General features: G+C 60.9%; 20 protein-coding genes, 1 tRNA gene and 1 pseudogene. 7 read left to right on the forward strand and 15 right to left on the reverse strand.

All coding sequences use genetic code 11. The features are described 5' to 3' along the window. Positions 1 to 285: 285 nt before the first annotated feature. Complete coding sequence (locus AB1A62_RS01905; protein ID WP_366659991.1) at positions 286 to 1,314, reverse strand: IS110 family transposase; 1,029 nt, start codon at positions 1,312 to 1,314, stop codon at positions 286 to 288. Between the two features lie 103 nt (positions 1,315 to 1,417). Beyond that, a protein-coding gene (locus AB1A62_RS01910; protein ID WP_366659525.1) for an IS5 family transposase occupies positions 1,418 to 2,175 on the reverse strand; the annotation gives its coding sequence in 2 pieces (ribosomal slippage) (positions 1,418 to 1,854 and positions 1,854 to 2,175; 759 coding nt in all). Between the two features lie 109 nt (positions 2,176 to 2,284). Between AB1A62_RS01910 and AB1A62_RS01915 the strand changes: the two genes are divergently transcribed. From AB1A62_RS01915 to AB1A62_RS01925, 3 genes are all read left to right on the forward strand, one after another. Beyond that, entirely contained in the window at positions 2,285 to 5,884 is a 3,600-nt protein-coding gene (locus AB1A62_RS01915; RefSeq protein ID WP_366659527.1) for an adenylate/guanylate cyclase domain-containing protein, read from the forward strand. A gap of 27 nt (positions 5,885 to 5,911) precedes the next feature. After that, positions 5,912 to 6,169 carry a DUF4242 domain-containing protein gene (locus tag AB1A62_RS01920; protein WP_366659528.1) on the forward strand — a complete coding sequence of 86 codons (258 nt, stop codon included), beginning with the start codon at positions 5,912 to 5,914 and terminating at the stop codon, positions 6,167 to 6,169. Positions 6,170 to 6,564: 395 nt separating this feature from the next. Beyond that, a complete protein-coding gene (locus AB1A62_RS01925) occupies positions 6,565 to 7,935 on the forward strand; it encodes an FAD-binding oxidoreductase (protein WP_366659530.1) in 1,371 nt (456 codons plus the stop codon). Positions 7,936 to 8,023: 88 nt separating this feature from the next. Here the strand turns inward: AB1A62_RS01925 and AB1A62_RS01930 are convergent. The 4 genes and pseudogenes from AB1A62_RS01930 to AB1A62_RS01945 form a co-directional block, all read right to left on the reverse strand. Beyond that, positions 8,024 to 8,728 (reverse strand): annotated as a pseudogene (locus AB1A62_RS01930) (IS6 family transposase). Between the two features lie 824 nt (positions 8,729 to 9,552). Beyond that, positions 9,553 to 11,031 carry a phage terminase large subunit gene (gene terL / locus AB1A62_RS01935; protein ID WP_366659532.1) on the reverse strand — a complete coding sequence of 493 codons (1,479 nt, stop codon included), beginning with the start codon at positions 11,029 to 11,031 and terminating at the stop codon, positions 9,553 to 9,555. After that, positions 11,028 to 11,477, reverse strand: a complete 450-nt coding sequence (locus tag AB1A62_RS01940; protein ID WP_366659534.1) for a DUF5681 domain-containing protein — start codon at positions 11,475 to 11,477, stop codon at positions 11,028 to 11,030. Before AB1A62_RS01940 ends, terL begins: the two co-directional genes overlap by 4 nt. Continuing rightward, positions 11,470 to 12,903, reverse strand: coding sequence for a DNA methyltransferase (locus tag AB1A62_RS01945; RefSeq protein ID WP_366659536.1), 1,434 nt, complete (start codon positions 12,901 to 12,903; stop codon positions 11,470 to 11,472). The genes AB1A62_RS01940 and AB1A62_RS01945 overlap by 8 nt, the downstream gene beginning before the upstream one ends. A 410-nt stretch (positions 12,904 to 13,313) precedes the next feature. Between AB1A62_RS01945 and AB1A62_RS01950 the strand changes: the two genes are divergently transcribed. From AB1A62_RS01950 to AB1A62_RS01960, 3 genes are read left to right on the forward strand one after another with little or no spacing between them, the layout of a single operon-like run. Then, positions 13,314 to 13,544: a DUF3489 domain-containing protein gene (locus tag AB1A62_RS01950; protein WP_366659537.1), complete on the forward strand. Its 231-nt coding sequence runs from the start codon at positions 13,314 to 13,316 to the stop codon at positions 13,542 to 13,544. Then, entirely contained in the window at positions 13,541 to 13,948 is a 408-nt protein-coding gene (locus AB1A62_RS01955; protein ID WP_366659539.1) for a DUF2924 domain-containing protein, read from the forward strand. The genes AB1A62_RS01950 and AB1A62_RS01955 overlap by 4 nt, the downstream gene beginning before the upstream one ends. Then, complete coding sequence (locus AB1A62_RS01960; RefSeq protein WP_366659541.1) at positions 13,945 to 15,615, forward strand: recombinase family protein; 1,671 nt, start codon at positions 13,945 to 13,947, stop codon at positions 15,613 to 15,615. Before AB1A62_RS01955 ends, AB1A62_RS01960 begins: the two co-directional genes overlap by 4 nt. Before the next feature lie 363 nt (positions 15,616 to 15,978). On the opposite strand, the gene AB1A62_RS01965 is transcribed toward AB1A62_RS01960, so the two are convergent. The 9 genes from AB1A62_RS01965 to AB1A62_RS02005 all read right to left on the reverse strand — a co-directional run bounded on the left by AB1A62_RS01965 (position 15,979) and on the right by AB1A62_RS02005 (position 26,000). After that, a tRNA-Ser gene (locus tag AB1A62_RS01965) sits at positions 15,979 to 16,068 on the reverse strand. Between the two features lie 80 nt (positions 16,069 to 16,148). Continuing rightward, on the reverse strand, positions 16,149 to 16,901 hold the full coding sequence (locus tag AB1A62_RS01970; protein WP_366659543.1) for an alanyl-tRNA editing protein: 753 nt from the start codon (positions 16,899 to 16,901) through the stop codon (positions 16,149 to 16,151). Next, a complete protein-coding gene (locus AB1A62_RS01975) occupies positions 16,861 to 19,317 on the reverse strand; it encodes a DUF3772 domain-containing protein (protein WP_366659545.1) in 2,457 nt (818 codons plus the stop codon). The genes AB1A62_RS01970 and AB1A62_RS01975 overlap by 41 nt, the downstream gene beginning before the upstream one ends. Continuing rightward, on the reverse strand, positions 19,314 to 20,348 hold the full coding sequence (locus AB1A62_RS01980; RefSeq protein WP_366659546.1) for a cysteine synthase A: 1,035 nt from the start codon (positions 20,346 to 20,348) through the stop codon (positions 19,314 to 19,316). Before AB1A62_RS01980 ends, AB1A62_RS01975 begins: the two co-directional genes overlap by 4 nt. Positions 20,349 to 20,416: 68 nt before the next feature. Continuing rightward, positions 20,417 to 21,541, reverse strand: a complete 1,125-nt coding sequence (locus AB1A62_RS01985) for an NUDIX domain-containing protein (protein ID WP_366659547.1) — start codon at positions 21,539 to 21,541, stop codon at positions 20,417 to 20,419. Positions 21,542 to 21,570: 29 nt separating this feature from the next. After that, a complete protein-coding gene (locus AB1A62_RS01990) occupies positions 21,571 to 22,011 on the reverse strand; it encodes a TrgA family protein (protein ID WP_366659548.1) in 441 nt (146 codons plus the stop codon). Between the two features lie 30 nt (positions 22,012 to 22,041). Beyond that, positions 22,042 to 23,247 (reverse strand): cyclopropane-fatty-acyl-phospholipid synthase family protein, encoded by a 1,206-nt coding sequence (locus AB1A62_RS01995; protein ID WP_366659550.1) that lies wholly within the window; start codon positions 23,245 to 23,247, stop codon positions 22,042 to 22,044. A gap of 81 nt (positions 23,248 to 23,328) precedes the next feature. Next, positions 23,329 to 24,753 carry a deoxyribodipyrimidine photo-lyase gene (locus tag AB1A62_RS02000; protein ID WP_366659552.1) on the reverse strand — a complete coding sequence of 475 codons (1,425 nt, stop codon included), beginning with the start codon at positions 24,751 to 24,753 and terminating at the stop codon, positions 23,329 to 23,331. 23 nt (positions 24,754 to 24,776) lie between these two features. Beyond that, on the reverse strand, positions 24,777 to 26,000 hold the full coding sequence (locus AB1A62_RS02005; protein ID WP_366659554.1) for an aminotransferase class V-fold PLP-dependent enzyme: 1,224 nt from the start codon (positions 25,998 to 26,000) through the stop codon (positions 24,777 to 24,779). A 261-nt stretch (positions 26,001 to 26,261) separates the two neighbouring features. Between AB1A62_RS02005 and AB1A62_RS02010 the strand changes: the two genes are divergently transcribed. After that, positions 26,262 to 26,642, forward strand: coding sequence for a VOC family protein (locus AB1A62_RS02010; RefSeq protein WP_366659556.1), 381 nt, complete (start codon positions 26,262 to 26,264; stop codon positions 26,640 to 26,642). The last annotated feature ends 6 nt before the right edge of the window (positions 26,643 to 26,648 follow it).

The following is a 26,648-nucleotide window of genomic DNA, read 5'->3' on the forward strand; positions in this document are numbered from 1 at the left end:
AGGCAGGCAAATTGATCCGCCAAAGCGGTTCCGTCGGTTCTATTCTAGCCCTTCCTGCTTTTTGCTGCGGCTTTCGGTTGAGGTCTTTCGGGTACATGCTTCGGTCCGTGGTCAGCGCGCTGGCTGCCAACATGATGCTGGTTCGATGCAATTCCGATGTACCCATCTCATTGGCGTGCTTAACATGTGTCAGCGACAGTCCAGACCACGGCATCATCGGAACCACGTCCCTGCGGGACCTCGAAGGCCTGCGATCAAGCAGGCAGAGAGTGGAGGAGCATTCGGTCAGGCCATGTTCGGCGCGGTATCCGGCTGGAATTCTGTGCCATCGACCCAGATCCGATGGAGTATCACCGCAATACGGCGAGCCAAGGCAACCATCGCGCACTTGCGTCCACGGCGTTGTGCGAGCTGGGCTCCCCATGTTCTCAGCCATGTCGATCTGCCCCTGTTCATCATGACCGTTGCGGCCTGGCACAGCGCTCGCCTGAGATTGGCATCCCCCGCCTTGGTGATGCCGCCCGATACATCACGTTCGCCGGATTGGTTGCGCGAAGGAGTCAGACCGGCCCATGGACCAACTCTCTTCGAAGAGGAGAAGCGCGCCGGATCGTCCACTGCGGAGCAGAAGGTGAGCGCCACGACAGCCCCAATCCCAGGCATCGTCATCAGGCGGTGGCAGACAGGATCATCCTGGGCGAGCTGGCGAACTTGCTTTTCGAGGGTGGCGAGCTCCCTGCGCAGGGACGCTCTGGCGCGCAGCATCGGCCCTGCCGCGGTTTCCAGCATGGGGTTGCCGTCTGCCAGTTCCCGAACGCGGCTTTCAAACCTGCCGCGAGAAATTGCGCCGACCTTAAGGCCAAAGTTCCTCAGCAGCCCGCGCAACGACATTTCCAAGGCGATCATGCCATGTTGAATGGCTTTCCGGGCGCCGAGAACAGCGCGGACCTCCTGTGCCGAAACTGATTTGCAGTGGACCGGACGAAACCAGCCGAGGTGAAGCAGGCGCGCAATCCCCTCGGCATCCCGGCGGTCCGTCTTGATCGGCATGGCCGTCAGCGCGCCTTTCACCTGGCGCGTTTCCATGAGCACAGCGTCGAGGCCAGCGTCGGTAAGCCCTCGGTGCAGCCATTGCGACAGTGGCCCAGCCTCCAGGCCAATCGCAGCAATGCTGCCGTCCAGATCGTCCAGCCAGCGCGTCAGAACCTCGGGTTCGCTCTCAGCTTCTGCCTCTTTGATGATCTTGCCATGCTCGCTGATCACGCAGATTGCGGTCTTGGCCAATGACACGTCCAGTCCGACAAACAGTCTCATCCCGTAGTCCTCCATGTGGATCCTATACGGGAGCGTCGGCAGCTGACCTGTCAGCATGCAAGCGGTAACGGGCAGTGTGGAACGCAGGCCCCGTTACAGCATCTCATAACCAGTAGATGACAAGAGCGGCGAGAGCTACGGCTGAGAGGAAGACCTTTGGGCACCTGTCGTATCGAGTGGCGACACGTCGCCAATCCTTCAGCCTGCCAAACATGATCTCGATGCGGTTTCGGCGTTTGTAGCGCCGCTTGTCGTATCGCACGGTTATCTTGCGCTGCTTCCGGCCAGGGATACAGGCGCGTATCCCTTTGTCTTTCAACGCCTCTCTGAACCAGTCAGCGTCGTAGCCGCGGTCCCCGAGAAGCCACTCGACATCCGGAAGGGTGCTGAGCAGAGCCCGCGCGCCTATGTAGTCGCTGACCTGCCCGGCAGTGACGAACAAGCTGAGTGGTCGGCCATGGCTGTCGCAGATCGCGTGCAGCTTCGTGTTCATGCCACCCTTAGTCCGGCCAATCAGGCGACCGCGCCCCCCTTTTTCACGCCCATGCTGGTCGCTGTCCGGTGCGCCTTGAGGTAGGTCGCGTCGATCATCACGGTCTTCTCTTCGCCATGCCCGGCAGCCAATCCAGCCATCATCTGTGCGAAGATGCCTTTGTCGCTCCACCGCTTCCACCGATTATACAACGTCTTGTGGGGGCCGTATTCAGCAGGAGCGTCGCGCCATCGCAACCCATTACGATTGATGAAGATAATCCCACTCAACACGCGGCGGTCATCGACACGCGGCTTGCCGTGGGATTTCGGGAAATAGGGCTCTAAGCGCGCCATCTGCGCGTCCGTAAGCCAGAAGAGATCAGACATGCTCACCGCTCGTTTTTCGAACCCTGAATCACGCTGACAGAAGGAAATCAATGGGTCCTGAGCCTAGTGTTTCCTTGATTAGCTTCCGGTATCTCCGCATGATCCATTCATGACAATCGAGATAGACAAATGGTTGAACGATCTCGGGCTCGGTCAGTACGCTGATGCTTTCGCTGATAATGATATCGATGCGCGTGTCCTGCCGTTATTGACCAATGACGACCTCCAAGAGCTTGGGGTCAGCCTTGGCCATCGCAGAATAATTCTGACAGCCGTGCAGAAGCTGGCCAGAGAACAGCCTTTCTCTCGATCCGTCCAGACGACGGGTCAGCCGACCGATGAAAACGGTCGAGGGCCTGCCACCGAAGTTCCGCAAAGTGAGCTGCCAGCAACAAGAAGAACTGTCCCGGCGGGAATTGCTGAGCGGCGCCACTTAACAGTTTTGTTCGCTGATCTGGTCGGCTCAACAGAACTGACCAATCGACTTGATCCTGAAGATATGCGGGGGCTTCTGCAAGATTACCAGGATGCCGTCGCAGGGGCCGTGAGCAGGTATGGTGGATACGTTGCGAAGTACCTTGGCGATGGCCTCCTCGTATTTTTCGGCTGGCCGACCGCATATGAGGATCACGCGATCCGAGCTGTAAAAGCCGGCCTTGAATCTATCCGGCGTGTCAAGGAACTTAAAACCTCTGACGGTGAGCGTCTATCGGCAAGGTTGGGCATCGCGAGTGGTGACGTTGTGGTCGGTGACACGATTGGTAAAAACACCTACGAAGAGGGGGCCATGACTGGCCCGATCGTCAATCTTGCGGCCCGGATCCAAGAGCACGCCAAGCCCGGCACGGTTGTTTTGACAGCTGAAGAAACCGAAGCAGCTTTGCATCGGATATTTGAGTTTGCACCTCTTGGAAGAGTCAGCTTGAAAGGATTCGAAGACCCGCGAACCTTGCTTCAGGCGGTATCCGAACGCAGTGCCGAAAGCCGGTTTCGTGCGTCTCATGGAGACGGCAGCGGTAGTGCCATGATTGGCCGGGATTTCGAAAAGGGGATCCTGCTGCACTCATGGCAAAGAGCTCAGCAAGGCCATGGAGAGGTTGTTCTGCTGGCCGGTGAGGCGGGAATCGGAAAGTCGCGGCTAACCGAAGAATTTCTCGCCGAAACAACCGCATCAGGCCAAGCCGACGTCATAAGACTGAACTGCTCCCCGTATCTTTCCAGCAGCCCGTTCCATCCGGTCACCCACAGAATTTCTCAGGACGCGGGCGTAGAGCCCGGCTTTGATGATGACCAAATCCTGGAACACGTGAGGAAGATGCTGGAAGGCCGCAAAGGGCTGGATTGGGAACAGGTTCTGCCAGTTTTTGCAGCGCTGGTTGCGCCACGAAGCGCCCTCGCCCGGAAGGTGCTCGACATGTCGCCGCAGGAGCAGCGCGACATCACGATTCAAACTTTGATCCACACTGTGCAGGTGCGGTCAAGTGTGCGCCCGGTCATTCTGTGTGTCGAGGACGCGCATTGGATCGACCCTTCCACGCAAGCGCTTTTGGACCGCTTCAAAGCTATTTGCGCCGATCTGCCCTTGATGGTCTTGATCACCCACAGACCCGGCTGGGAACTGGCACGCGACGATGGCGATGCGCATGTTCAAACTCTGCAGCTGCGCCGCTTTGATTCCACCCATGTTTCAAACCTGGTTCGCAATATCACCGGGAAGACGCCCGACGGCGGGCTGATCGCCACGATCATTGAGAAGACGGACGGTATTCCTTTGTTCGTGGAGGAGCTTACGCGGGCGATTGTTGAGGCCGGTGAGCAAGGGCAAGTCCATATACCGTCTTCGTTGAAGGGGACGTTGATGGCGCGCCTTGACGCGGTTTCGGCTGACGCCAAACAGGTCGCGCTGACTGCTTCTGTCATCGGCCGTGAATTCGAGCCGAATGTACTTTGTGCGGCAATGGGCATTGCCAATGCCGACCTTCAGGCTCATTTGGAAGAGTTGTCCCGAACAGGGTTGATTTTTGAAAGCGGGCATAACCGCGGGCACTTTGTCTTCCGCCATGCTCTCATTCGCGATACGGCCTACCAGTCCATGCTGGGCTCTACCCGCAGACAACAGCATGCGGACGTGGCGCGTGCCCTGATGCAATTGCGGTCTGCGGAGATTGAACGCCGGCCTGAGCTGGCCGCCCGTCACCTGTCAGAAGCTGAAGACTGGCGGGCAGCGTTCGAGAAATGGCAGTCTGCGACTGAAATGGCGCTGGCCCGATCAGCAAGCCAGGAGGCAATGGCCAACGCCGGGGAAACGCTTAAAGCCGCAGAAAAACTTGGATCCGAGACCGGCATTGAGAAGATCAAGGGCAAGATCCTGGTGGGACGAAGCCACGATAGCCTGGGCCAGTTGCCAAAGGGGATCGCGATCCTGAAAGAAGCCTCCGACGCAGCCCGGGGTATCTGCAATGTGGAACTCGCTGCCGATGCAGCACATCACTTTGCGGACTCTTGCATGATGTCGGGCGAGCGGCACGGCGTGGCAATCGAGCTTTGCCGTGAAGCGCTGAAGGATCTGCCGCAAAAAGACGAAGTTCGCCGGTGCAGATTGATGAGCCAGCTTGCACGCGCGCACATGTTCGTCGGCCAGTTTGCTGAAGGCTCACGGTACGGCCGGCAGGCAATGGAACTGGCCGCCAAACTGGGTGACTACAAATCTCAGTTTTCCGTCATGATGATGCATTTCGGAGCCCCATTTGTCGCCAGAAAAGAAAGCGAGGCGCGCAATTGGCGTGAAAACCTGGATGCGATGCACCGGGTCGCAGAGAAGCTTGGCAGCATTGATCAGGGGCGGGACCGGACGCTCAGCTTGTTTGTCGGGGCTGAAATGGCAGACCGTCAATTGATGGATCACTCTCTCGACCTGCTGACCGAGATTTCAAAGAAAGACAACCATCTGCAACTGTATTGGGTCCAGAAACACGCGCGCGCCATGGTCGCGATTATGGATGGGGAATTCGAACAGGCTGAACAGCATGCCACCGAAGCGGTGAAAGTCGGCCGAAAGACCCATGGGCGGCATGTGGAGGGTGTCTTTGGCGTTCAGATGTTCACGATCCGGCGCGAGCAAAACCGTCTGCATGAGGTCGCCCCCGTGATCAAGGGGCTGATGACCGAAAGCCCCGAAGACGTGGCCTGGAAACCGGGGTTCGGCCTTATTGCTGCAGAGTTGGGATACAAGGAAGCGGCCGAGCGTATCCTGAATGAAGTCGCGGAAAACGGTTTCGATCTCCCGCCGGACGCAATGTACACAACGACATTGTCCTACCTTGCCGAAATCTGCGTCGCGGTTGAGCACCTGGAGCACGCCCGGTCACTCTACAACTTGCTCGCGCCTTACGAGGACCTGACGATTACCGCCGGAGCAACCACGGTTTGCGCAGGTGCGGCCGCACGGCGCCTTGGCAGTCTGGCAGCATTGCTGAGGGATTGGGACAAGGCCGAGAAGATGTTCCAAAAGTCCATTGATATCGATAGGCGCATGAAATCTCCGCCGTGGATTGCGCACAGCAAGGCCGCTTATGCATCCGCACTGAGGCGCAAGGGCGGCCCAAGCAGTGCCGAGCTGGCGTTTCAACTGGAAGCGGAAGCGTTGGCAACGGCACAGAACTTGAGTATGGTTTCCCTCAAGTCAAAGCTCGAAGGATTAACCAGTTAAAGTCTAAAAAGTGCTTAGGGGGAGCTTATGCCAAGGTACATTATCGAAAGAAATTTTGCCGAACAGCTGAATGTCAGCGACGATGACAGAATTCACATAAAAGAGATAAACGATGAAATCGGTATCGAGTGGATTTTTTCATTCCTCAGCGCAGATAAGCGCAAGACATACTGCCTGTACGAAGCCCCCGACGAGGAAAGCCTGCGAAGGGCGGCGGAGCGCCTGAACATTCCTGCCGATGTGATAACCCCCGTGGACCGGATCGATCCGGGAATATTTGCCTGACGACTGCATGGCCTATTGCTAGGGCAAAAGTCGGGTGAGGCCGGCGTCACCTGTGCGGCCGGGGCCAGGATGTTTCCCCCTGCGGATCTTGCTGGCCGTGATGCCACGGCACCATTCACACTCGCGCGCGTCCTTTCCCAGTGCCGGCTGCTTCGAGCTCCCGCGGCCTCGGACCATCTGAAGGCACAGGCCCCAATGAAGAGCGTCAATGGCTTTCAGTGAACGGGCGTAATTCGTCATTTGCCACGCCTGTGCTATCATTCAAGCTGATCAGAGAATCTTGAGCCGACCGGTGCTTTGGCTGCCTGCTGCTCATTTTCTTAGCCTGTGATGCCGCTGGTCGCCTCCGAAACTAGCCTGCGAACCCAAAACGCAGGTCATTCAGGGAGGGAACTATGTCTGCGAAAACTCCAAGCGAACTCGGTGACCTGATCCGCGGAGACGTGATCGTCGAAAGCGACGCCGACTATGAAGAGGCGCGCAAGGTTCACAACGGTATGATCGACAAGAGGCCCGCCGTTATCGTGCGGGCGATGAATGCCGGCGACGTTATGACGACCGTCAATTTCGCCCGCGACAACGGTCACGCCCTGTCGGTTCGCGGCGGTGGCCATAGCGGACCCGGTTTCGGCACAAATGATGGCGGAGTCGTTTTGGATCTGTCGAAGATGCGCGGTGTTCGCGTCGACCCTAACGCCAGGACCGCCAGGGCTGAGGGCGGCACGACCTGGGGCGATTTCAATACGGCTACACATGCCTTCGGCCTCGCGACCACTGGCGGTGTGATCTCCACCACCGGGATCGCCGGGCTGACGCTTGGCGGTGGCATCGGCTATCTGTCACGCGGGCACGGTCTGTCGCTCGACAACCTGATTTCAGCAGATATCGTGACCGCCGATGGCAACATGCTCATTGCGAACGAAAGCGAGAATGCCGATGTTTTCTGGGCGATCCGAGGGGGCGGCGGGAACTTCGGTGTCGTCACCTCGTTCGAGTATCAGCTTCAGCCAGTGGATACGGTTTACTGGGGCCCGATGTTCTACGAGATCGAAGAAACCGAAACGATCTTCAAATTCTACCGCGACTACATCAAGGACGCCCCCCGCGAGATGGGCGCCTTCCCGGCCTTTCAGATCGCGCCGCCGTTGCCCTTCATCCCCGAAGACCGGCACGGAGATATGTTCTGCGCTATCGTTGCCTGTTGGTCCGGTGACCCCGCCCAGGGCGAGCGGCAGTTCAAGGCTTTCCACGATGTCGCTGAGGTAAAGGCCGAGATGGTCGGACCCGTTCCTTACCCCGCCATCAACGCGGCCTTTGACGGGCTGTTCCCGCTGGGCATCCGGCAATACTGGAAGGGGAATTTCGTGAAGGAACTGACCGACGAGGCGATTGCCGCCCACGTTCAGCACGGCCCGAATGCGCCGACCGTCAGCTCGACGATGCATCTCTATCCGATCAACGGGGCCTGCCAGGAGGTCGATGCCGGCGCTACGGCTTTCGGACACCGGGATGCGAACTTCTCGATGGTTATTCTGGCAGCGTCGGAGGATCCGGCGCACGACGCGGCACATAAGAAGTGGGTGCGCGATTACTCCGACGAGGTGGCGCAATACTCGGAACCGGGCGGATACATCAACTTCATGGACAATGACGACAGCGACCGCGTGCGGGAAAACTTAGGCTGCAACTACGAACGCCTGCTGGAGATCAAACGCCGCTACGACCCGGACAACCTGTTCCGCAACAACCAGAACATTGCGCCGTAGAGGCGCGGCTGTTGGAGCGGGCAAGCGCCGCGGCCGGTGCCGGCAGACAAATGCGAACCCGTCTCACCAAGGGCAGGATGGCTGCCCCTTATTCGGCGCAGAGACCGCGCCACTCAGCGAGAGCAGCGGCGCGATTTTGCTTAAAGTTGGCCCGGGAAGTGAGGCTGCGCTCCGAATTGAAATGGTTGTAGATCGAGGCGTGGACGGCGGCGAATTTTTGCAAACTTCGCATCCTCCGGAAACGAAGCATCGCCCGTTCTCGTCGTCGGAAAGGAAGGTGCGAATTCTCAGCGCGGTTGTTCAACCAGCGGCCAGTTTCCTGACGATGGCCAGCACCGATTTCCTTTAGCGCGGCGCCGTAGGATCTGAGCCGGTCCGTCACGATTACTTCGGGACGACCGTGCTTCCTCATTGCTTTCCTTAAGAATTTCAAAGCCGCCTTCTTGTCTCTGGTCTTGGTGACAAAGCTCTCCAAGACCTCACCTTCGTGATCAATGGCCCGCCACAGATAGTGACGTTCCCCGTTGATCTTCACGAACATCTCGTCGAGATGCCAGCGCCACTGGCTCGACTTCATCCCCGCCACGCGCCGTTTTCGGATTTCAGACGCAAACGTTGCGCCGAACCGATGCCACCAAAATCGAACGGTTTCGTGGCTAACATCGATGCCGCGCTCGTTGAGAAGATCCTCGACGTTCCGCAACGAAAGCGGAAACCGGATTTACAACATCACCGCCAGGCGGATGATCTCTGGGCTGGTTTTGAAGTAGCGAAATAGCGATCGTTTTGTCATGGGCTGACGCTACAAAACCGCCATCCCCTCCTCAAGCCGGATTACTTTGACAGCACCACAGCGAGGCTCTGGAGATCTGTCTCTATGTCGAGCGATGGTGCCAGCAGGCCGAAAACTCTTGGGACAGCTCCTCTGCCATGCATTGGAAGAGCCCAAAACTTCAAGACTGCATTTCGCGCATCGCTAAGCTCGAAGCAAAATCCATTTAAGGAGCGAGCGGCCCGCGAGATGTGCGCTCAGATGGGGTGGGCGCTGCGGGCCGCTCTGTCCCGCCCTGGAAAGTTTGGGATGCGGAGGCATTAGCTCAATAAACGGAGCAGTCCAAGTAGGGAGATGAGCAACCCGCTGAACCCAACAAATGACACTGGTTAACCACGGGTTGCTCGCCCTGCATGAGGAAACGGCAGGGTGACCTACTGTAAGAAGAAAAACCCGAACGGCAGACTGCAGTATTCACGACTTGGAAAGTACAACCGATAGGCTAACATGCGCCCTGGGAAAATCTCTCAAAGAGGTAGGGATGTTTCAGTTTCTAGGCAGTGGCAGTGGGGCTTGGGCTAATTTCAATCCGCCCTACCGTGTGACGATCAATTTGTCGCGTTCAACCACCCTCTCTTTGCAGTCTGACAGAATGTGCTCAGTTGCCCATCCGCCACAGCGCGTTTTACGTCCTGCTGCTTCCACAGTGCTTCCAGTGCCGGTGGTAGAAACGCAAAAAGCCTCGCAAGAGCGAGGCGTAACATACTGATATTACGTTTATTTTTTGGTTGCGGGAGCAGGATTTGAACCTGCGACCTTCAGGTTATGAGCCTGATGCATACCCCCTACCGCCGCCTCTGCCGAACCCGGCTCCGTTCCCGGCGTTCCTGGTTGATCGGGTGCTCCCGTCCCAAAGTTCGATAGAAGCCATTGCCGGTCGACCAGTTCAAGAATTGGCTGAAGCTGTCGACCTGGTCGTCGTTGCGGCCACGTGGAAAGCCCTGCAACTCGCGCTTGAAAGCCGGGAGCCAGGAGGCCTCGCGAGGCAGAAGAACCTTGCGGGCCTCGACCGGAGAGCAAGCGGCGTTGAAGCGGATTTCCTTGTCCTTGTCCGGCTTGATGGACCGGTAGCGGCCGCGGTCGTCATTGTTCAGTGTCTGCAGGAGGGGTTTGCCACTTGCGGCATCTTCGATCAGGACACGTTCCGGATCCCACTTCTGGACAAGGCCCTTGGCCTTTGCTTCGAGATCAGGAAAGTCGAGCTGGCCGCGGTAGACATCCAACAAGTGCCATTTGTTGCCGTAAAAACCCCAGGTGGTGCACACCGAGAAGTCAGACCGCGGATCGGCCGACATACCGGTGTCCCAGCTCTGAACGATCATCTGGTAGGAGGTGCGCGGCAATACCTCATCATAGGTACCGAACCATTCCCAACGTAATACTGACCCATCCGGGGCAATCGGGTTCTGCTGGTACTGGCAGTTGAACGTGGCCGCACCCATCTCCTTGCGCATCCGGTCCAGGGTTTCCCGGTCAACATTCTCTGGAAACAGGACATCGCCTGTCCGGCGGTTATGAACCCGTCCCTGGCCGATTGGGATCCGGGCTTCCTCCTCGGCGATGGCAGGCAGGTTCAGATGGCGATAGGTGCCCTTGTCGAGCAGGTAGCCTGCAGGATCCACCTCATGCAAACGCTGGGCAATCATCACCACCCGGCCCTCGGACGGGTTGTCAAACCGGGACAAGAGGGAACCTTCGATAAACTCCTGCGCCCGTGTCAACTCGGCCTCGGAGTTGGCGTCCGCCGCCTTCATCAGGTCATCGATGATGATGTAGTCAGCCCCATGCCCGGTCACGGCACCACCGATGGAAACGGCCTTGCGGCCGCCCCCTTCGGTGGTCTTAATCTCGTCCTGGGTGTTGCCTTTCTTTGCCAGACGCGTTCGGGGAAACAGTCTCTGGTACCAGGCGGAGGTCATCACCTTGCGGGTTGCCTCGGAATGCAAGCGGGCGAGGTCCAGGCCATAGCTGGCCACGATGATCTTGGCGTTCGGGTAATGACCCAACAGATAGGCCACAAACGCCACCGCCACCGTGACCGACTTGAGATGGCGGGGCGGCACGTTGATGATCAGGCGCGTGTTCTCGCCGGAACGGATATTGTCCAGCTCGTGACACATCGCTTCGACATGCCAGGCGGGCACAAATGTACACTCCTTACCCGGATGCAGGGTGCCAAAGGTTTTCCAGACAAACGCAAAGAAGTTGGTGCGATAGAGGGCAGAAGTCGTCCGCAGCGCCAGTTGAGGATCGTGCAGGGTCATGGATCTACCTCCTCGTCACCGACGTGGCCCGGTTCGCTCTCGCCACCGGGATCAAAACCGCCTTCGCGGATTTGCATAGCAAAATGCGCCAGCACATCCTCGTCGGTCTGGTCAGGGGCAGTGACCTGCGCGGCCTGATCCGCCTCCTTCTCCACCTTTGCCTGCAGGTCCGCATCGAACTGCATCAGTGTTTTCAACGCTCCCATGTCGCCATTCAGGGCTTTGGCGAGAAAGCGCTTAGCGGCCGCCTCCGCCTTGGAGACCTTCACTTCGCGACCGCCCTCCCGGATGGTCACCTCTCTTTCCATTTCCCGTTTCAAGCTGGCGTTGAAGCCCTTGGCTCCCTTGGGGCGCCCTTTCGGATTGCCCGACTGGCCCTTTTTGAACTGCGTGCGTTTCGGCGGTTTGCCGTAGCCGACCTCGTATTCGCTCTCCAAATCAGACATGCTCCGCCTCCTTCTCCTCGGCAGCGGCCAAGGCCGCCGCTCGCTTGTCGAAGGCTTCTTCGGAAGCCGCATGCACCGCCTTCAGGCCGGTCATCTCTTGCCAGCGGCGGATGGAAACATCGACATAAAGGGGGTCCAATTCGATCAGACGCGCCTTGCGGCCGGTTTTCTCGGCGGCCAGCAAGGTGGCCCCGGAGCCGCCAAAGGCATCAAGCACGGTATCGCCGCGGTGAGTGATGTCCATGATGGCGTCTGCCACCAGAGCCGTCGGCTTGACGGTCGGGTGATCCGCGAGATCCGCATCACGGGTTTTACCGAAGCTGTTCACACCGGCATAGTCCCAGACATTGGTGCGGTTGCGGCCGTGCTTGCCCAGCTCGACATTGTTGATGTGCGCCGCACCGGGCTTCTTGAAGATGCAGATCAATTCGTGCTTGGAGCGGTAGAGGCTGCCCATCCCGCCATTGGTCTTGTTCCAGACGCAGAGGTTGTTAAGCTCGAGCCCGCAGGCCTTACCAACCGCGATCAACGCATCGATGTGGCGCCAGTCCATGCAGATCATGGCAATGCCGCCCATGGACAGGTTTGCCACAAGATGCGTCAGGGTCTTATCCAGAAAGGCCCGGAATTCAGCATCCGACATCTCGCCCGAGGCCATGGCGAACTCGCGGTGATCACCGCCGTTGCCGGAACGCACGTGGCCCTGCACCCGGACATTGTAGGGCGGATCGGTGAACACCATGCGCGCGGCCTCGCCGCCCAGCACTCGGGTGTAGCTGTCTGCGTCGAGGGAATTGCCACAAAGAATGCGGTGGTCTCCGAGGATCCAGAGATCACCGGACTGTGTCACAGGCAGCTTCGCCGGATCGGGGGACACGACGGTTTCCGGCGGGGCGGACTCGGACGCCCCTGCCCCGTCAATGATGATGTCGATCTCCGGCACCTCGAAACCGGTGATGTCGAGGCCGAACTCCAGCGCGCCATCGAGGCTCAAGTCCATCAGCTCAGCAAACTCAATCTGCAGGGCCGCTTCGTTCCACTCCGACAGTTCCGCCAGCTTGTTGTCGGCAATGCGCAGCGCCCGCAACTCGGCCTCGGACAGATGGTCGGCCACCACTGCAGGCACCGTTTTGAGGCCAAGCGACTTTGCCGCCTCATGGCGGCCATGGCCCGCAATGATGACACCCTGACCATCCACGAGAATCGGAGTGACAAAGCCGAACTGGGCGACAGAGGCTTTCAGCTTGCCAATGTTCTTGGCGGTATGTGTCCGGTTGTTGTTGGCGTAAGGCTTCAGATCAGCAACGGGCGTCTGGACTACCTTGTTGGCCATCCAGAGCGGTTTGCGCGACGCAGGCGCATCGGGCTTCAGCCCGCCGTCATCAAGCACCCTGGCTTTCACGATGGTTTTGGATTGTTCACCCATCTCGGTCTCCTAACTTTAAAGGCGTTTCAGCCTGCTGTGTTAAAGATCGGGAGAGTGGCGGAGCATCCAGCAACCACCGGATCTCCTGATCCAGCTCGTTGCCCTAGATGCTCGACTTGTTTAACGCCCAATGGCGCGAGACTTCAGGGTATGTCGTGACCGCCGTCGCCAGCGATCGCACCTTAGATACGTGAGCCATCGCGAAGTATCAAGAGATGATGTGGAAAAACACATTTAAAACAGATCGTTATCGACGAAGAATCGGTAACCTGGTACGCGATGAGACGCTGCAGAAAGAGCTGGACTGCTGTCCCGAATAGAGCGTCACTGGTCCTGCGCCCGCAATCGCCGGGCTCTCCTCGGTACCGGGGCTGGCATCCCGCCGGCCTGTAAGATCGAGGAGAAGATCCATGCCCAAACCGAAACAGACCAAGACAGAGAAGGTGCGCGCAATGCTTGCCCGCCCGCAAGGTGCGAGCGTCGAGGCGATCTGCAAGGCCACCGGCTGGCAGCCTCATTCGACCCGGTCGGCCCTGAGCGGATTGCGGAAGGCCGGTCATACAGTCGAGCGGCAGGCGGCCGCCGGGAACGGCGGCCAGTCCTTGTATCGGATCACTGCCGAACCCGAGGCGGCCGAATGATCCGGATCGCAGATCTCGAGACCATGGACCGGGCCGCGTTGATCGCGGCCTGGACCGGGATATTCTGCACGCCGGTTCCGAAAGGGCTGAGCCAGTCCTTCCTGCGCCGGTTCCTGGCCACCGAGATCCAGACCCGCAGCTCCGGTGGTCTGCCTGCCCGGGTCCGGAAGGTGCTGACGCAGGATGACGGCCGAGGACAACGGTCCAGGACAGCCGCCCTCGAGCCGGGCAGCCGCCTGCTGCGCGAGTGGAACGGCGTCACTCACGCGGTCGAAGTCAGAGAGAACGGGCTCCTCTGGAACGGCCGGACCTGGCGCTCTCTTTCGGCGATCGCCCGGGAGATCACCGGTGCCCATTGGTCGGGGCCGCGGTTCTTCGGCCTGACCGGAAAGGCAAGATCATGAGCAAGCCCCGGATCCGCTGCGCGATCTACACCCGCAAGTCCTCAGAAGAAGGGCTTGACCAGGACTTCAACTCGCTCGACGCCCAGCACGAGGCCTGTGCCGCCTATATCGCCAGCCAGCGCCACGAGGGCTGGAAAATGTCGCCCGGCCGCTACGATGACGGCGGCATCTCCGGCGGAACCCTCGATCGCCCTGGCTTGCAACAGCTTCTCGCAGACATTGATGCCAGCCGGGTCGATATGGTCGTGGTCTACAAGATCGACCGTCTGACCCGCTCGCTCGCCGACTTCGCCAAACTCGTCGAGCGGCTTGAAGCGAAAGACTGCTCCTTCGTCTCGGTCACCCAGGCGTTCAACACATCCTCATCCATGGGCAGACTTACCCTGAACGTGCTTCTGTCTTTTGCCCAGTTCGAGCGCGAGGTCACCGCAGAACGGATCCGTGACAAGATCGCCGCGTCGAAGAAGAAGGGGCTATGGATGGGCGGTGTCACGCCACTCGGCTATGACCCGCATCCCGACCCGGCGCGGCGGGAACTGGTCATGAACACGACAGAGGCCGACGTCGTCCGCCAGTTGTTCGGCCTTTATGCCGCCCATCGTTGCCTCAATGCCGTCACCCGCGAGGCCGAGACCCTCGGCCTGCGCTCGAAATTCCATGTCTTCTCGACCGGCAGGGAGCAGGGTGGCAACAGGCTGAGCCGGGGCCAGATCCACAAGATCCTCACCAACCCAATCTATCTCGGGCTGATCCGGCACAAAGAGAAGAGCTTTCCCGGCAAGCATCCAGCCATCATTGACCAGGCCCTGTGGGACGAGGTTCAGGATATGCTGCAAGCCGCCAGCGCGCGGCGGCGGGGCGCGGCGGCCGGCGCACCGATCACCGATGCTGCACCGCTGAAAGGCAGGTTCCGGGAAGAAACCGGGGACTTGCTCACTCCCACCCACACCCGGAAAAACGGCAAACGGCTGCGCTACTATATCTCCAACCGCCTGATCTCCGGCGGTGCCGATCCGACCGGCTGGCGCTTGCCTGCTCCGGCCTTCGAGGCCACCGTTGCGTCCCTCGTGGCCGATCACTTCGCGGAACATGCCGGCCGCCACACCGTTCTCAGCAGCAATGACGCTCTCCAGTCCGCCGGTGCATCGGAAACCGTGAGCATGCTCACCAGCCAGATACGGGCTGGCGGTGTCCGCAGTGCTGCAACACTGATCACCGGCGGAGTTCTTGGAAACGGCCGCATTGCGATCGACCTCGATGCCGGTGCCATTGCCCTTGCCACAAGCCTGCCTGCAGACGAACTGAACCCCTGCATTCTGAAGATCAACCGGCCGTTCACCTGCCGCCGCCGCGGTGCTGGGATGAAGATCGTTGCCGGCAGCTATGCCCCGGCGCCGGACGCCGCGATGATCCGGGCGCTGCGCAACGCCCACCGCTGGTCGGACGCCCTGAGATCCGGCACGCCTCTGAAACGGCTCGCCACCGACGTGAACGTTTCAGAACGCTACGCCGCCCGCATCATTGCACTCGCAGGCCTCTCGCCGAAAATCCAGACCGCAATCATAGACGGTTCCCAGCCAGTGCATCTGACCTTGAAGCGTCTCCTGCGCAGCGCCTTGCCATTGGAATGGCACGCTCAGGAACGGGCCCTCGGTTTCTGCTCCTGACCTGTTCCCTGCTCGCGCGGATGGCTTCCCTGTTCCGCACACGGGCATTCCCTGTTCTCCTCTGAAAGCTCCCTGTTCCGCCACCCAGGGAAATCGCCCCCAACTCACTGTTATTGCGCGCATAAACAGCCGGCGCGACGGACGAAATCGCTGCAAATGCTAAAAACACCCTGTAAATCGGGCCTGAACAGGGAAAACCACCTGAAAGCGGACCCGCGTTTCTGGCGAACTGAGACACCTGTGTTTTAGCTTGGGAAACCGTGGAGAACGGTACGTCTCTGCGGTCAGATACGCCGCATAACCGGCGGGAAGCACGCCGTAATTCGGCAGGAAATGGACATGGAAAAATGAGACGATTGTGGGTGGCGGAGAGACAGGGATTCGAACCCTGGAGACGGTTTCCCGCCTACACACTTTCCAGGCGTGCGCCTTCGACCACTCGGCCACCTCTCCGTTGAGGGGGCTTTTGAAGGATCAGCCGGGGAATTGCAAGGGCTGAAACTGCAAAAACTTCACTTACCCCCAAAACTTTTTCAGGCCTCCAGATGCAGGTAGACGCGGCGGTTCTGCTTGCCCTTTTTCTCAACCTTTCCAAGGCGGATGCGGCCGATTTCACCGGTGCGTTTCACATGGGTGCCACCGCAGGGCTGCAGGTCCACCTGCTCGTCTGCGGTGCCGATCCGAACCAGCCGCACCTGCCCTGCCCCGCGCGGCGGCGAGACAGACATTGTCTTCACCAGCTGCGGGTTGGCATCCAGTTCGGCGTCGGTGATCCAGTCCTCCGTCACCTCCAGGTCGCGGTCGATGAGCGCCTGAAGCTGGTCCTGCAGCGCCTGCTTGTCTTCCGGGGCCTCCGGCATGTTGAAATCAAGCCGCCCCTTGTCGGCGCCGATCGAGCCGCCGGTCACTTCCAGCGGAATCACCACGGACAGGAGATGCAGCGCCGTGTGGACGCGCATGTGGCCATAGCGGCGGTCCCAGTCGAGCGTCTGGGTCACTGTGGTGCCCACGGCAGGCAGCACCTCATCTTCATGCGGGACCAGGATGATCGCGCCATCCTCGCCCTTGACCGTGGTTGCGATGGAGCATTGGCCGCCCGCCCACAGGAGCTGGCCGCTGTCGCCGGGCTGGCCGCCGCCGGTGGCATAGAACAAGGTCCGGTCCAAAACGACCCCGCCCTGATCGGAATGGGCCAGCACCTTGGCATCAGTCATCCGCGCATAGGCGTCTTTGCGGAACAGCGGTTCACTTGTCGGCATCAGCGTCTCCATCGGAGTCAGCATCATCTCCTGCGTCTTGCTGCAGATCGTCCAGATCCGGCTTAGGCGGAGCGGAAGCGGAGGCCGCGGCAGGCTGAGCCGCAGCGGACGGCTTGGACGGCGTCAGCACCTCCGGATTGCGGATCCAGATGTCGCGCTGCATGAAGGGAATCTCGATTCCCTCCTCCTGGAACCGTTTGGCGATTTCATAGTTCATGTCGGATTTCACCGACAGCACCCAGTTCACATCGCGCAGGATCGCCCGGATCTCAAAGTCCAGGCTGTCGGCGCCAAAGCCCTGGAACACCACATAAGGCGCCGGGTTCAGCAGCACCATCGGATGCGCCTTGGCGATCTCGGTCAGGATGGCTTCGACCTTGCGCGGGTCGGTGCCATAGGCGACGCCCACCGGCACGATCACCCGGCCCACGGTGTTGCCTCGCGTGTAGTTGGTGACGGTGCCGCTGATCAGGTCGGAGTTCGGAACAATCACGTCGGTGCGGTCGAAGGTCTCGATCCGGGTCGAGCGCACTGAAATGTCCCGCACATAGCCCATCAGCCCGCCGACCTCGATCCAATCGCCCTTAGAGACCGGTCGTTCGATCAGCAGGATGATACCGGAGACGAAGTTCGACACGATGTTCTGCAGGCCAAAGCCGATACCGACCGACAGCGCACCGGCCACGATGGCGAGCGAGGACAAGTCGAGCCCCGCCATGGAAATGGCGATCACCGCTGACAGGAAGATGCCGACATACCCAAGACCCGAGGTGATGGCGTTCTGGCCGCCCGGGTCGATCTTGGTCTTGGGCAGGAGCGAGTTGCGCAAGGACCCCTGCACCAACCGGGTCAGCGCATAGCCTGCGGCAAAGACCACAGCAAAGGTCAGGAAGGCGGTTGGCGAAATCCGGGTATCGCCGATCTGGAAGCCTCCGAGGAAGCGCGACCACAGTTCGGTCATATCCGCCACCCGCGCGCCCCAGATCAGTGCCAGGAGCGGCAGCGCAAGGGCCGCCAGCAGGAAGCCGATCATCACCGCAAACAGCGAGTCGCGGGCGGCTGAGCCCTTGCCCGACAGCCAGCCGTAAACGTCGCCCAGGAAGCGCTGCACAACCAGCAGCGCAGCCAGCAGGGCAAGGGTCGAAACCGCCGGGTAGATCAGCGCCTCCGCCGCGTTGACATAGCCGAGCGCAGCCAGCAGCGGCGAAATGAAGCCCAGGAGATAGGAGGCGCGCCGCACAAGTGTTAAGACACGGTTGGCCCCGGCGGCGATGGCGCCATCATCCTCGGCGTCCGCGGTCTGCTTCTGGCGCCGTTTGGCGCCGATCCGGTGCAGCCGCAGCATCACCAGCGCCGCCGCGGTGATCAGCGGGAAACTGGCGACAGCATGAACGGAGGACGGGATGGTTTCGATGTTTTCCAGCTTTACCAGCGCGTCCTGCATCACCAGGATCACCGCCAGGATATCGACCATCAGCCGGGTTTCATTCAGCCGCCCTTCCTGTACCGGCACCAGATCGTTGTCGAGCCTGTTGGAGAACAGCTGGTTGCCAAGCCAGTGGAACGACAGGATCACCAGCGCCCATCCCGGCACATAGTCCAGCAAAAGCGAACCGCGGCTGCCCAGTATGCCCGACAGCTCCACCGCGGCGGCCAGGCAGATAATGCCGATAAAGGGCAGGATGACTTCGAGCAGGGAAACGACAAAGCCCCAGACGCCGCGGCCGCTGCTGCCGAACTGGCGCAGGTAGTCGCCCGCCGCATGGGCCCAAGGCCGCCCCCGCAACAGCAGAAACGCTGCGAACCCCAGGAGCAGAAGAAGCGCAGGAAGGCTGTTGCTCACCCGCTCGGCGGTAGTCGCGCTGCCGATCCTGGCGGCGGTTTCATTCCAGATGGAACTGACCGACCGCCCCAGCGTCCGCAGCGTACCGGGCCAATGTTCCGGGTTCAGCGGCGATGGTCCGCGCTCCAGCAGGGTGCGGGTGCGGCGCTCCCGGATGATCTTGTCGATTTCGGAAATCAGGCCGTTTGCACGGCTGTAGGCCTCTTCCGAGACGATGCGCGGCACCTTCAGGTCCCGCAGCTGCTCTTCCAGCGAGGCACGCAGCCGGGCGATGTCCTCGGGTTCGCTTTCGCCCTCCTCCGGCGCCTTGCCCAGGGCGCTGATCTGGCCTTCTAGTGTCTTGATACGGTCGCCGTTTTCCGTTCGCGCCTCCAGGAACCGCTGGCGGTAGCTGGTCAGCTCCTTGCGCAGGGTTTCCAATGCGGCGTTGGAAGCGCGGCTGGCGTCGATCACGTCTTCCGCGCGGTCTGCGGTCTTGAGCCAGTCCTGATAATAAGCGCGGGCTTCAGCAGAAAACTGAGCCAGCGCAGGCGCTGCGAGGCCGGTCACAAGGACCAGCCCCAGCAGCAGGTTCCGCAAAGCGGTTATAAAAGGTGTCATACGTCCTCAAAAACACCGGGGATCGAGGCCGGCGTATGGGTCATCCACTCCGGCACCGGCAGGTTCTTTTCACGCAGGAAGTCCGGGTTGAACAGCTTGGACTGGTAGCGGGTGCCGTAATCGCACAGCACGGTGACAATGGTCTTGCCCGGGCCCATGTCCTTGGCCAGGCGCACCGCGCCGGCAATGTTGATCGCGGTGGAGCCGCCCAGCACCAGGCCCTCGTTGTGCAAGAGGTTAAAGACGTAAGGCACCGCTTCTGCATCAGAAATCTGATAGCTGTAATCCGGGGTGAAGCCTTCGAGGTTTTTGGTGATGCGGCCCTGGCCGATGCCCTCGGTGATCGAGCTGCCCTCGGACGCCAGTTCGCCGGTGGTGTAATAGGAATAAAGCGCCGCCCCCATCGGATCGGCCAATGCGATCTTCACGCCCTTGGGCTGCAGCGCCTCGGCCACGCCCGCCAGGGTGCCGCCGGATCCGACGGCGCTGACGAAACCGTCCACCTTGCCGCCGGTCTGCTCCCAGATTTCCGGGCCGGTGGTTTCCACATGGGCCTGGCGGTTCGCCACGTTGTCGAACTGGTTGGCCCAGATCGCGCCGTTGGGTTCGGTCTTGGCCAGTTTCTCGGCCAGGCGCTGGGAATAGCGCACGTAGTTATTGGGGTTCTTGTAGGGCGCCGCAGGCACCTGGACCAGCTGGGCACCCGCCAGGCGCAGCATGTCCTTCTTTTCCTCGGACTGGGTTTCCGGGATCACGATCACCGTCTTGAAACCCATCGAGGCGCCGACCAGCGCCAGGCCGATGCCGGTGTTGCCGGCGGTGCCTTCAACAATTGTGCCGCCCGACTTCAGCTCGCCGCGGGCGATGGCATCACGGATGATGTAGAGCGCCGCGCGGTCCTTGACCGACTGGCCCGGGTTCATGAACTCCGCCTTGCCCAGGATCTCGCAGCCGGTCTCTTCGCTGACGCGGTTCAGGCGGATAAGAGGTGTGTGGCCGACGGCATCAGCCAGATCGCGTGCAATGCGCATAGTATCCCTTTCGATCGTTCCCCCAAGGTGTATCCAAGCGGTCCGGCGACCACAAGGCGGGAAGCGGGTCAGGAATGCTCTGCGCGCAGCCGCTCACGGTGCCGTGACAGCCACAGCGCGGCCGTTACCAGCGGCATGTCCTGATAGGTTTGCGCATCGATGCCTTCCATCATTTCCTCGTAGCTGAGGGTGCGGCTGCGGATATCCTCGCCCTCGCCAGCCACGCCGCCGCCGCCCGACACATCAGAAAGGTCGGCTATGCCAATGAAAATATGTATGAATTCCGCCAGCGCTCCGCTCGACGGGTAGCCCCGCGCCACGGGTTCCAGATGCAGGACCGTGACGCCGGCCTCCTCGACAGCTTCACGGCGGGCGGTTTCCTCGGCGGTTTCACCGGGGTCGATCACACCGGCAACCGGCTCCCACATCCAGGGGTGCGCGTCGCCCATCATGAACGGCGGTGCGCGAAATTGTTCCACCAGCAGCACCTGGTCGCGCACCGGATCGTACGGCAGCACCACCGCCGCATGGCCTGCCATGGAACAAGCCCGGTTCATCACCGGGCTCATGCTGCCGTCGTAGCGGCGGAATTGCAGGTCCATCTCCTCCATCGCGAAGAAATTCAGATAGGCGCGGTTGTGGTTGTGCACGATCACGTCGCGGGAGAGATCATGCACACCGTCTCCGGGCCGGGCCTGCCCGGCCAGCCAGGCGGCAGCGCGGCGGCGGATAGAGGGGAAACTGCGGGCGACCTCCTCCGCGCTCATCCGGCCGTGATAGGCCATCACCTCTTCTGCCGCGCGCAAGGACAGCGCGCCCCATTCATCCACCCAGGCCGCCAGGTCCCAGGGTTCCTCCGTCTGCCACAGGCCGGGTTCCGGGAAGTAGACCTCAGCCCCGGCAGAACCGCCGTCCGCCAATTGCACGGTGACAGGTTTCAAAGCATAGCCAAAGCCGCCCTCGTAGAAGTTCAGGGCGTCCAGGTCGGCCGGCGACAGGTCCTGCACCAGAACCCCCTCCGCCGTGGCCCCCTGGCGTTCCTCGATTGCCGGAAAGGGCTGGCCCGCAACCTGATACACACCGTGGCCGGGCAGTTTGGCGGATAGCGCATTCAGCGCATCCCCGCTTCGGCCCAGTACCAGTTCAAGCAAAGGGGTATGGCGCAGCGTGCCAAAGAAAAAGAGATCAGCCACGAGTGATAACCTGTTGTTAAAAGATGTTTTCAGCGCCAACGGCGGGAAGCATTCTCAGTTGCCAGCCCGGCAAGAACACCACCGATCACCAGCGGTATCAGCACCGACGGCACAGCGATAACAAAGAAATATTCCAGTGCAATGACAAAGATCTGCGACAGCGCTTCAAACGGGCCGCCGTAACGGTGCCTCATGGCAAGACGAAACATTTCCCAGGTGCCCTGGATGAACAGCGCCCACAGTACCATCACCGCCATGCCAGTGAGGCCGTTGTTGATGGCGGGCACCAGGCCGCCGCCTGCCCGCCGCCCCATGAAGACCCAGCCGCAGAGCAGCCCCAGCACCACATTCACATGCACAAAATATCCGAAATCAGTGCCCTCTGGCATCTGCGGCATCACCAGGAAAGACACGAGAAACGCCAGTAAAGCCAAGGACAATGCGGCAGTCAGGCGGGCTCCGGTGGGCATGTGGGGTCAGGTTCCGTGGCACGAGATCAGTCAGCGATGAGCAACTGTAATCTGCGTCACATCGCAATTTCCAGTCTTAAAGGCAGCGGCACAGGAAGTGAGGTAAAAGTTCCACATCTTGTGAAAGCGCTCATCGAACCCCAGGCCAGCGATCTGCTCCCAGCGGTTGTTGAAGGTTTCGTGCCAGCGTTTGAGTGTTTGTTCGTAGCTGCCGCCGAATTCGATCGACCTCACCACCCCTAGCCCCGCTTTTTCAACCTGATCACGCAGCACAGCCGGTGACGGCAGCATACCGCCCGGGAAGATGTGCTTCTGAATGAAATCGATGCCCTTGCGGTAAATCTCCCAGCGCCGGTCGGCGACGGTGATGATCTGCAGCGTCGCCTTGCCGCCGGGTTTCAGCCGGTCGTGGATGGCACCGAAGTAGGCGGGCCAGTACTTCTCGCCCACCGCCTCGAACATCTCGATGGAGGCGATGCCGTCGAACTGGCCCCGGCAGTCGCGGTAGTCCTGCAGGCGCAGCTCCACCCGGTCCGAGAGGCCCGCGTTTTCAATGCGCTGGCGGGCAAACCTTAACTGCTCCTTACTGATCGTCAGGCCGGTCACTTTCAGCCCGCGCTCCTTGGCGGCGTATTCGGCAAAGCCGCCCCAGCCGCAGCCGACCTCCAGCACATGATCGCCGGGCTGCACCCCCATCTGGTCCACCAAAGAGGCATACTTTGCGGTCTGCGCCGCCTCCAGGCTGTCCTGGCCGCTGCGGAACAGAGCGCTGGAATAGGTCATCGTGTCGTCCAGCCACAGCCGGTAGAAATCGTTGCCCAGGTCATAGTGATGGGCGATGTTCTTCTTTGCCTGCTTGCGATGGTTGCGGTGCAGCCAGAAGCGGAAGCGCTCATAGGCCCGTGCCAGCCCCTGGCCCGGGAACCCGTCATAGACGGTGTTTGCGCCCATATGCACCAGATCCATGAAAGCCTGCAGGTCGGAAGTGCTCCACCATCCCTCCAGATAGGCATCGGAGAAGCCCAAGTCGCCTTCCCGGATCAGCCGGGCAAAGCAATCGGGGTGGTGGATGATCAGATCGGCGGCAGGCCCCGGATTGCGCCCCTTGGCTGTGAAAATGCGCCCGTCCGGCAGCTGGATATCCAACTGGCCGACCTCCATGGCCTTCACCTTGGCAAACACTGCCGGGAAATAGCGCGGCAGATTTTTCTGGCCTTCAACGGACGTGAGCTTCATTCGCTTCCCCCATGCGAGATACGGACGTGCTGCAAAGAAAAAGCTAGGCCGCAGAGGGCTTTCTGGCAAGAAAACTGTGCGTTAGCCGGTTTCACGGCTTTCGTGATACGCCGTGAGCGCACGGTCCCGGCCCGCCTGCAGGCTGATGATGGGCTCTGCCCGGGCCATGTCTGGGGCGAGGTTCCACGACCGCGGTGCGGCATCGAAGAAGTCAAGCGCAGTCCGCGGCGGGCTGCCCTGGCCTTCGGCGATCCAGCGGTGTGTGTAGGCGCCTGATGGATCAAACTTTTCCAGCTGGCCCGACGGGTTGAAAACACGGAAGAACGGCGCCGCGTCGGGGCCGGAGCCTGCCACCCATTGCCAGCCCATCGCATTGGAGGCCGGGTCCCAGTCCACCAGCGTGTCCGCAAACCAGTTCATCCCGGTTTTCCAGTGCGTTATCAGATGCTTAGTGAGAAAACTTGCCACGATCATCCGGGCCCGGTTGTGCATCTTGCCGGACACATAGAGCTCGCGCATTGCGGCATCGACAAAGCCGTATCCGGTTTGCCCGCGCCGCCAGGCCTGCACCTGCGGAGTGATGTCCTGCGCCCAGGGGAAACCCTGCCATTCCTGGCGCCAGCTATCGGTCAGGATGTGCGGCGAGTGGTACATCAGATGATAGGCGAACTCGCGCCACACCACCTCCTTCAGAAAAGTCTCGCCGCCCTGACTGGCCTGTTCCATTGCGGCACGCCCCCGGTGCCACAGCCGTTGCGGGCTGATTTCACCCCAAGCGAGGTTTTCCGACAGGCCGGAGGTGGCGTCCTCTCCCGGGAAATCGCGGCGGTCCTTATAGGCGGCCACCTTGTCTTCCAGGAATTCCTCCAGCCGGTCTTGCGCTGCCGTCTCGCCCACACAGCAATACCGGGCCACCACATCCGCGCCGCGGCGCATGGCGGCGCCCATGTTCCAATCTTCCAGGTCCTCGCTGGAGGGCCATGTGTCCGGTGCGGGCAGTCTTGCGGGCGCAGGCAGCAGGCTGTCCACGTCCCGTACCCGCACGGACTTCCAGAACGGCGTGAAAACCTTGTACATGCCGCCGGTTTTGGTCTCGATGGTCCAGGGTTCGAACAGCAGCCGCCCGCCGTGGGATCTGGCCTCGACACCCTGCTCCTTGAGCTGCGTCTTGACGTCCGTATCGCGGGCAATCGCCTGCGGGTCATAGAGGCGGGACCAATGCACGGCCCCAGCCCCGGTTTCTCCGATCAGATCCTGCAGCACCTCCAGCGCTTTGCCGCGGCGCAGGAGCAGGCGTGACCCGGCACTCTCCAGCACCTTGGCAAAATGCTCCAGCCCCAGGCCGAGGCGGAACTTGGGCGCCGCGCCCAGCGTCTCCTCCTGATCATCCAGGATACAGACAGGCAGAACAGGGGCGCCGCTGTTCACGGCAGCCGTCAGCGCCGGATTGTCAGCCAGGCGGAGGTCCCGCCTGATCCACCAGATAACCGGGGCTTGACTGCTCATGTCTTTTCCTTGCGCGGTTCTTGTTACAGCACCCGGTCCAAGGCCTCGATCAGCTTGGCGACTTCCGCTTCGGACGTGTAGTGGGTGAAGCTGATACGCAGCACGCCCTCGGCTGGATCAATGCCCATCGCCTCCAGCGCGCGGACGGCATAGAAATCGCCGCCGCTGGTCATGATGCCAAATTCTGCCAGCTGCGCCGCCACCGGTTCCGCAGCACGGTTCAGGGCCAGGGCAACCGTCGGCGCGCGGGTCTCGGCCTGCGCCGGCCCCAGCAGGCGCACATCATTGCGGTCCTTCACCGCGTCCAGCAGCGGCTGCAGCAGCTTCACCTCATGCGCGCGCATCAGGTCATGGACAAAGGCGCCGGTTTCCGCGGCGGTGCCTGAATGGCCGTGGTGGGCCGCCAGCGCCTCGAAGTAGTCCGCCATGCCGGCCGAGGCAGCCACCTGGGCATGGTCGGGCCCGGCCGGGGTAAAGCGTTTGTAGAGGTCGCCTGCGTTGAAGTAATGCGCCTGGTTCGGCAGCAGCCCGCCCAGCGCCCGGCGGATCACCATGACGCCCTGATGCGGCCCGTAGGTCTTGTAGGAGGAGAACAAGTAGATGTCGGCGCCCAGTTCATCCACGTTGGGCAGGCCGTGCGGTGCATAAGAGACACCATCGACACAGACAAAGGCGCCTGCGGCATGGGCCATCGCGGTGATCTCAGCCACCGGGTTGATCTCTCCCACCACGTTGGAGCAATGCGGGAAGCAGACCAGCCGGACCTTTTCATCCAGAAGAGTTTCCAGATGCGCCACGTCCAGGTGGCCGGTCTGCGGGTCGAGCTGCCATTCGCGGATCTCGATCCCCTCCTCCGCCAGACGCCGCCAGGGGCCGGTGTTGGCCTCATGGTCCTGGTTGGTGACGACGATCGCCTCGCCCGGTTTCATGAACTTGCGGAAGGCCTGGGCCAGTACATAGGTGTTCTGGGTGGTCGAGGGGCCAAAGCTCAGCTCGTCTGTGGCAACCCCCATCAGCGCGGCCAAGCGGGCGCGGGCCTCATCCATCTCCTCTCCGCCCAGGCGCGAGGCCTCATAGGGCGCATACGGTTGCACCTTGCGCTGGGTGTAGAAGCGGGTCAGCCGGTCAATCACATGGCGGCAGGTGTAGGACCCGCCCGCGTTCTCGAAGAACGCCTGCCCTTCCAGGCTGGGTTCTGCAAAGGCGGGGAACTGTGCCCGGACGAAATCAATATCCAATACGCTCATCGCGTGTCTCCTCAATCGCTGCGGTTCAGGGGGCGACCGGCACATGCCAGGGATCACCCCGAACATGGCAGGTCTTCCAGCCGAGCCGCGCTCCCGCACAAGGATTGAGGGATCGCAGGCAGCCCTGCAAGGCGGAAAAGGCCAAGCAGGACGCCAAGGTGGTAGCGTACCGGCAGCGGTGCGGTCAAGCGGCAAGCCTGATGCCGGAAACTGTCAGGAGCGCATGGCAGTCTGCCTCCATCACATCAAGGAGAACAAGACATGGCTTTCACACCAAAGGATTTCCTGGTCTGGGGCGAACTTCCCGTCAGCGACCTGGACGCGGCAGTCACCTTTTACAGCAAGGTGACCGGTGCCGATCTGAGCATCGACGACAGAGGCCCGAACCCGATTGCGATGTTCAAGCCAGCCGATGAGGCGACTGGTGTTGCCCTGCATCTCTATCCCGGCAAGCCCGCTGGCGATGGCCGCGGCCCGACCCTGCATCTGACCGCCGAGGGTGAGCTGGAGGACGTGATGGAGCGCATCATCGACGCCGGCGGCAAGGTGATATCCGAGACCATCGAAATCCCGCCCGGGCGGTTCTTCTATGCCACCGATCCGGATGGCAACTCGCTTGGGTTCTTCAAATACAACAGCTGACAAGGA

This window comes from Leisingera sp. JC11, from assembly GCF_040704725.1.
In the GTDB taxonomy this organism is placed as follows: Bacteria; Pseudomonadota; Alphaproteobacteria; order Rhodobacterales; family Rhodobacteraceae; genus Leisingera.

What these genes read in the sequence shown, in the direction of transcription:
- AB1A62_RS01960 (WP_366659541.1), top strand. Translation starts at nt 13,945, where the DNA reads ATGAGCAAGCCCCGGATCCGCTGCGCGATCTACACCCGCAAGTCCTCA.
- AB1A62_RS01945 (WP_366659536.1), bottom strand. Translation starts at nt 12,903, where the DNA reads ATGGGTGAACAATCCAAAACCATCGTGAAAGCCAGGGTGCTTGATGAC.
- AB1A62_RS02005 (WP_366659554.1), bottom strand. Translation starts at nt 26,000, where the DNA reads ATGAGCGTATTGGATATTGATTTCGTCCGGGCACAGTTCCCCGCCTTT.
- AB1A62_RS01950 (WP_366659537.1), top strand. Translation starts at nt 13,314, where the DNA reads ATGCCCAAACCGAAACAGACCAAGACAGAGAAGGTGCGCGCAATGCTT.
- terL (WP_366659532.1), bottom strand. Translation starts at nt 11,031, where the DNA reads ATGACCCTGCACGATCCTCAACTGGCGCTGCGGACGACTTCTGCCCTC.
- AB1A62_RS02010 (WP_366659556.1), top strand. Translation starts at nt 26,262, where the DNA reads ATGGCTTTCACACCAAAGGATTTCCTGGTCTGGGGCGAACTTCCCGTC.
- AB1A62_RS01905 (WP_366659991.1), bottom strand. Translation starts at nt 1,314, where the DNA reads ATGAGACTGTTTGTCGGACTGGACGTGTCATTGGCCAAGACCGCAATC.
- AB1A62_RS01995 (WP_366659550.1), bottom strand. Translation starts at nt 23,247, where the DNA reads ATGAAGCTCACGTCCGTTGAAGGCCAGAAAAATCTGCCGCGCTATTTC.
- AB1A62_RS01990 (WP_366659548.1), bottom strand. Translation starts at nt 22,011, where the DNA reads ATGCCCACCGGAGCCCGCCTGACTGCCGCATTGTCCTTGGCTTTACTG.
- AB1A62_RS01980 (WP_366659546.1), bottom strand. Translation starts at nt 20,348, where the DNA reads ATGCGCATTGCACGCGATCTGGCTGATGCCGTCGGCCACACACCTCTT.
- AB1A62_RS01970 (WP_366659543.1), bottom strand. Translation starts at nt 16,901, where the DNA reads ATGATGCTGACTCCGATGGAGACGCTGATGCCGACAAGTGAACCGCTG.
- AB1A62_RS01940 (WP_366659534.1), bottom strand. Translation starts at nt 11,477, where the DNA reads ATGTCTGATTTGGAGAGCGAATACGAGGTCGGCTACGGCAAACCGCCG.
- AB1A62_RS01925 (WP_366659530.1), top strand. Translation starts at nt 6,565, where the DNA reads ATGTCTGCGAAAACTCCAAGCGAACTCGGTGACCTGATCCGCGGAGAC.
- AB1A62_RS01975 (WP_366659545.1), bottom strand. Translation starts at nt 19,317, where the DNA reads ATGACACCTTTTATAACCGCTTTGCGGAACCTGCTGCTGGGGCTGGTC.
- AB1A62_RS01915 (WP_366659527.1), top strand. Translation starts at nt 2,285, where the DNA reads ATGACAATCGAGATAGACAAATGGTTGAACGATCTCGGGCTCGGTCAG.
- AB1A62_RS01920 (WP_366659528.1), top strand. Translation starts at nt 5,912, where the DNA reads ATGCCAAGGTACATTATCGAAAGAAATTTTGCCGAACAGCTGAATGTC.
- AB1A62_RS02000 (WP_366659552.1), bottom strand. Translation starts at nt 24,753, where the DNA reads ATGAGCAGTCAAGCCCCGGTTATCTGGTGGATCAGGCGGGACCTCCGC.
- AB1A62_RS01955 (WP_366659539.1), top strand. Translation starts at nt 13,541, where the DNA reads ATGATCCGGATCGCAGATCTCGAGACCATGGACCGGGCCGCGTTGATC.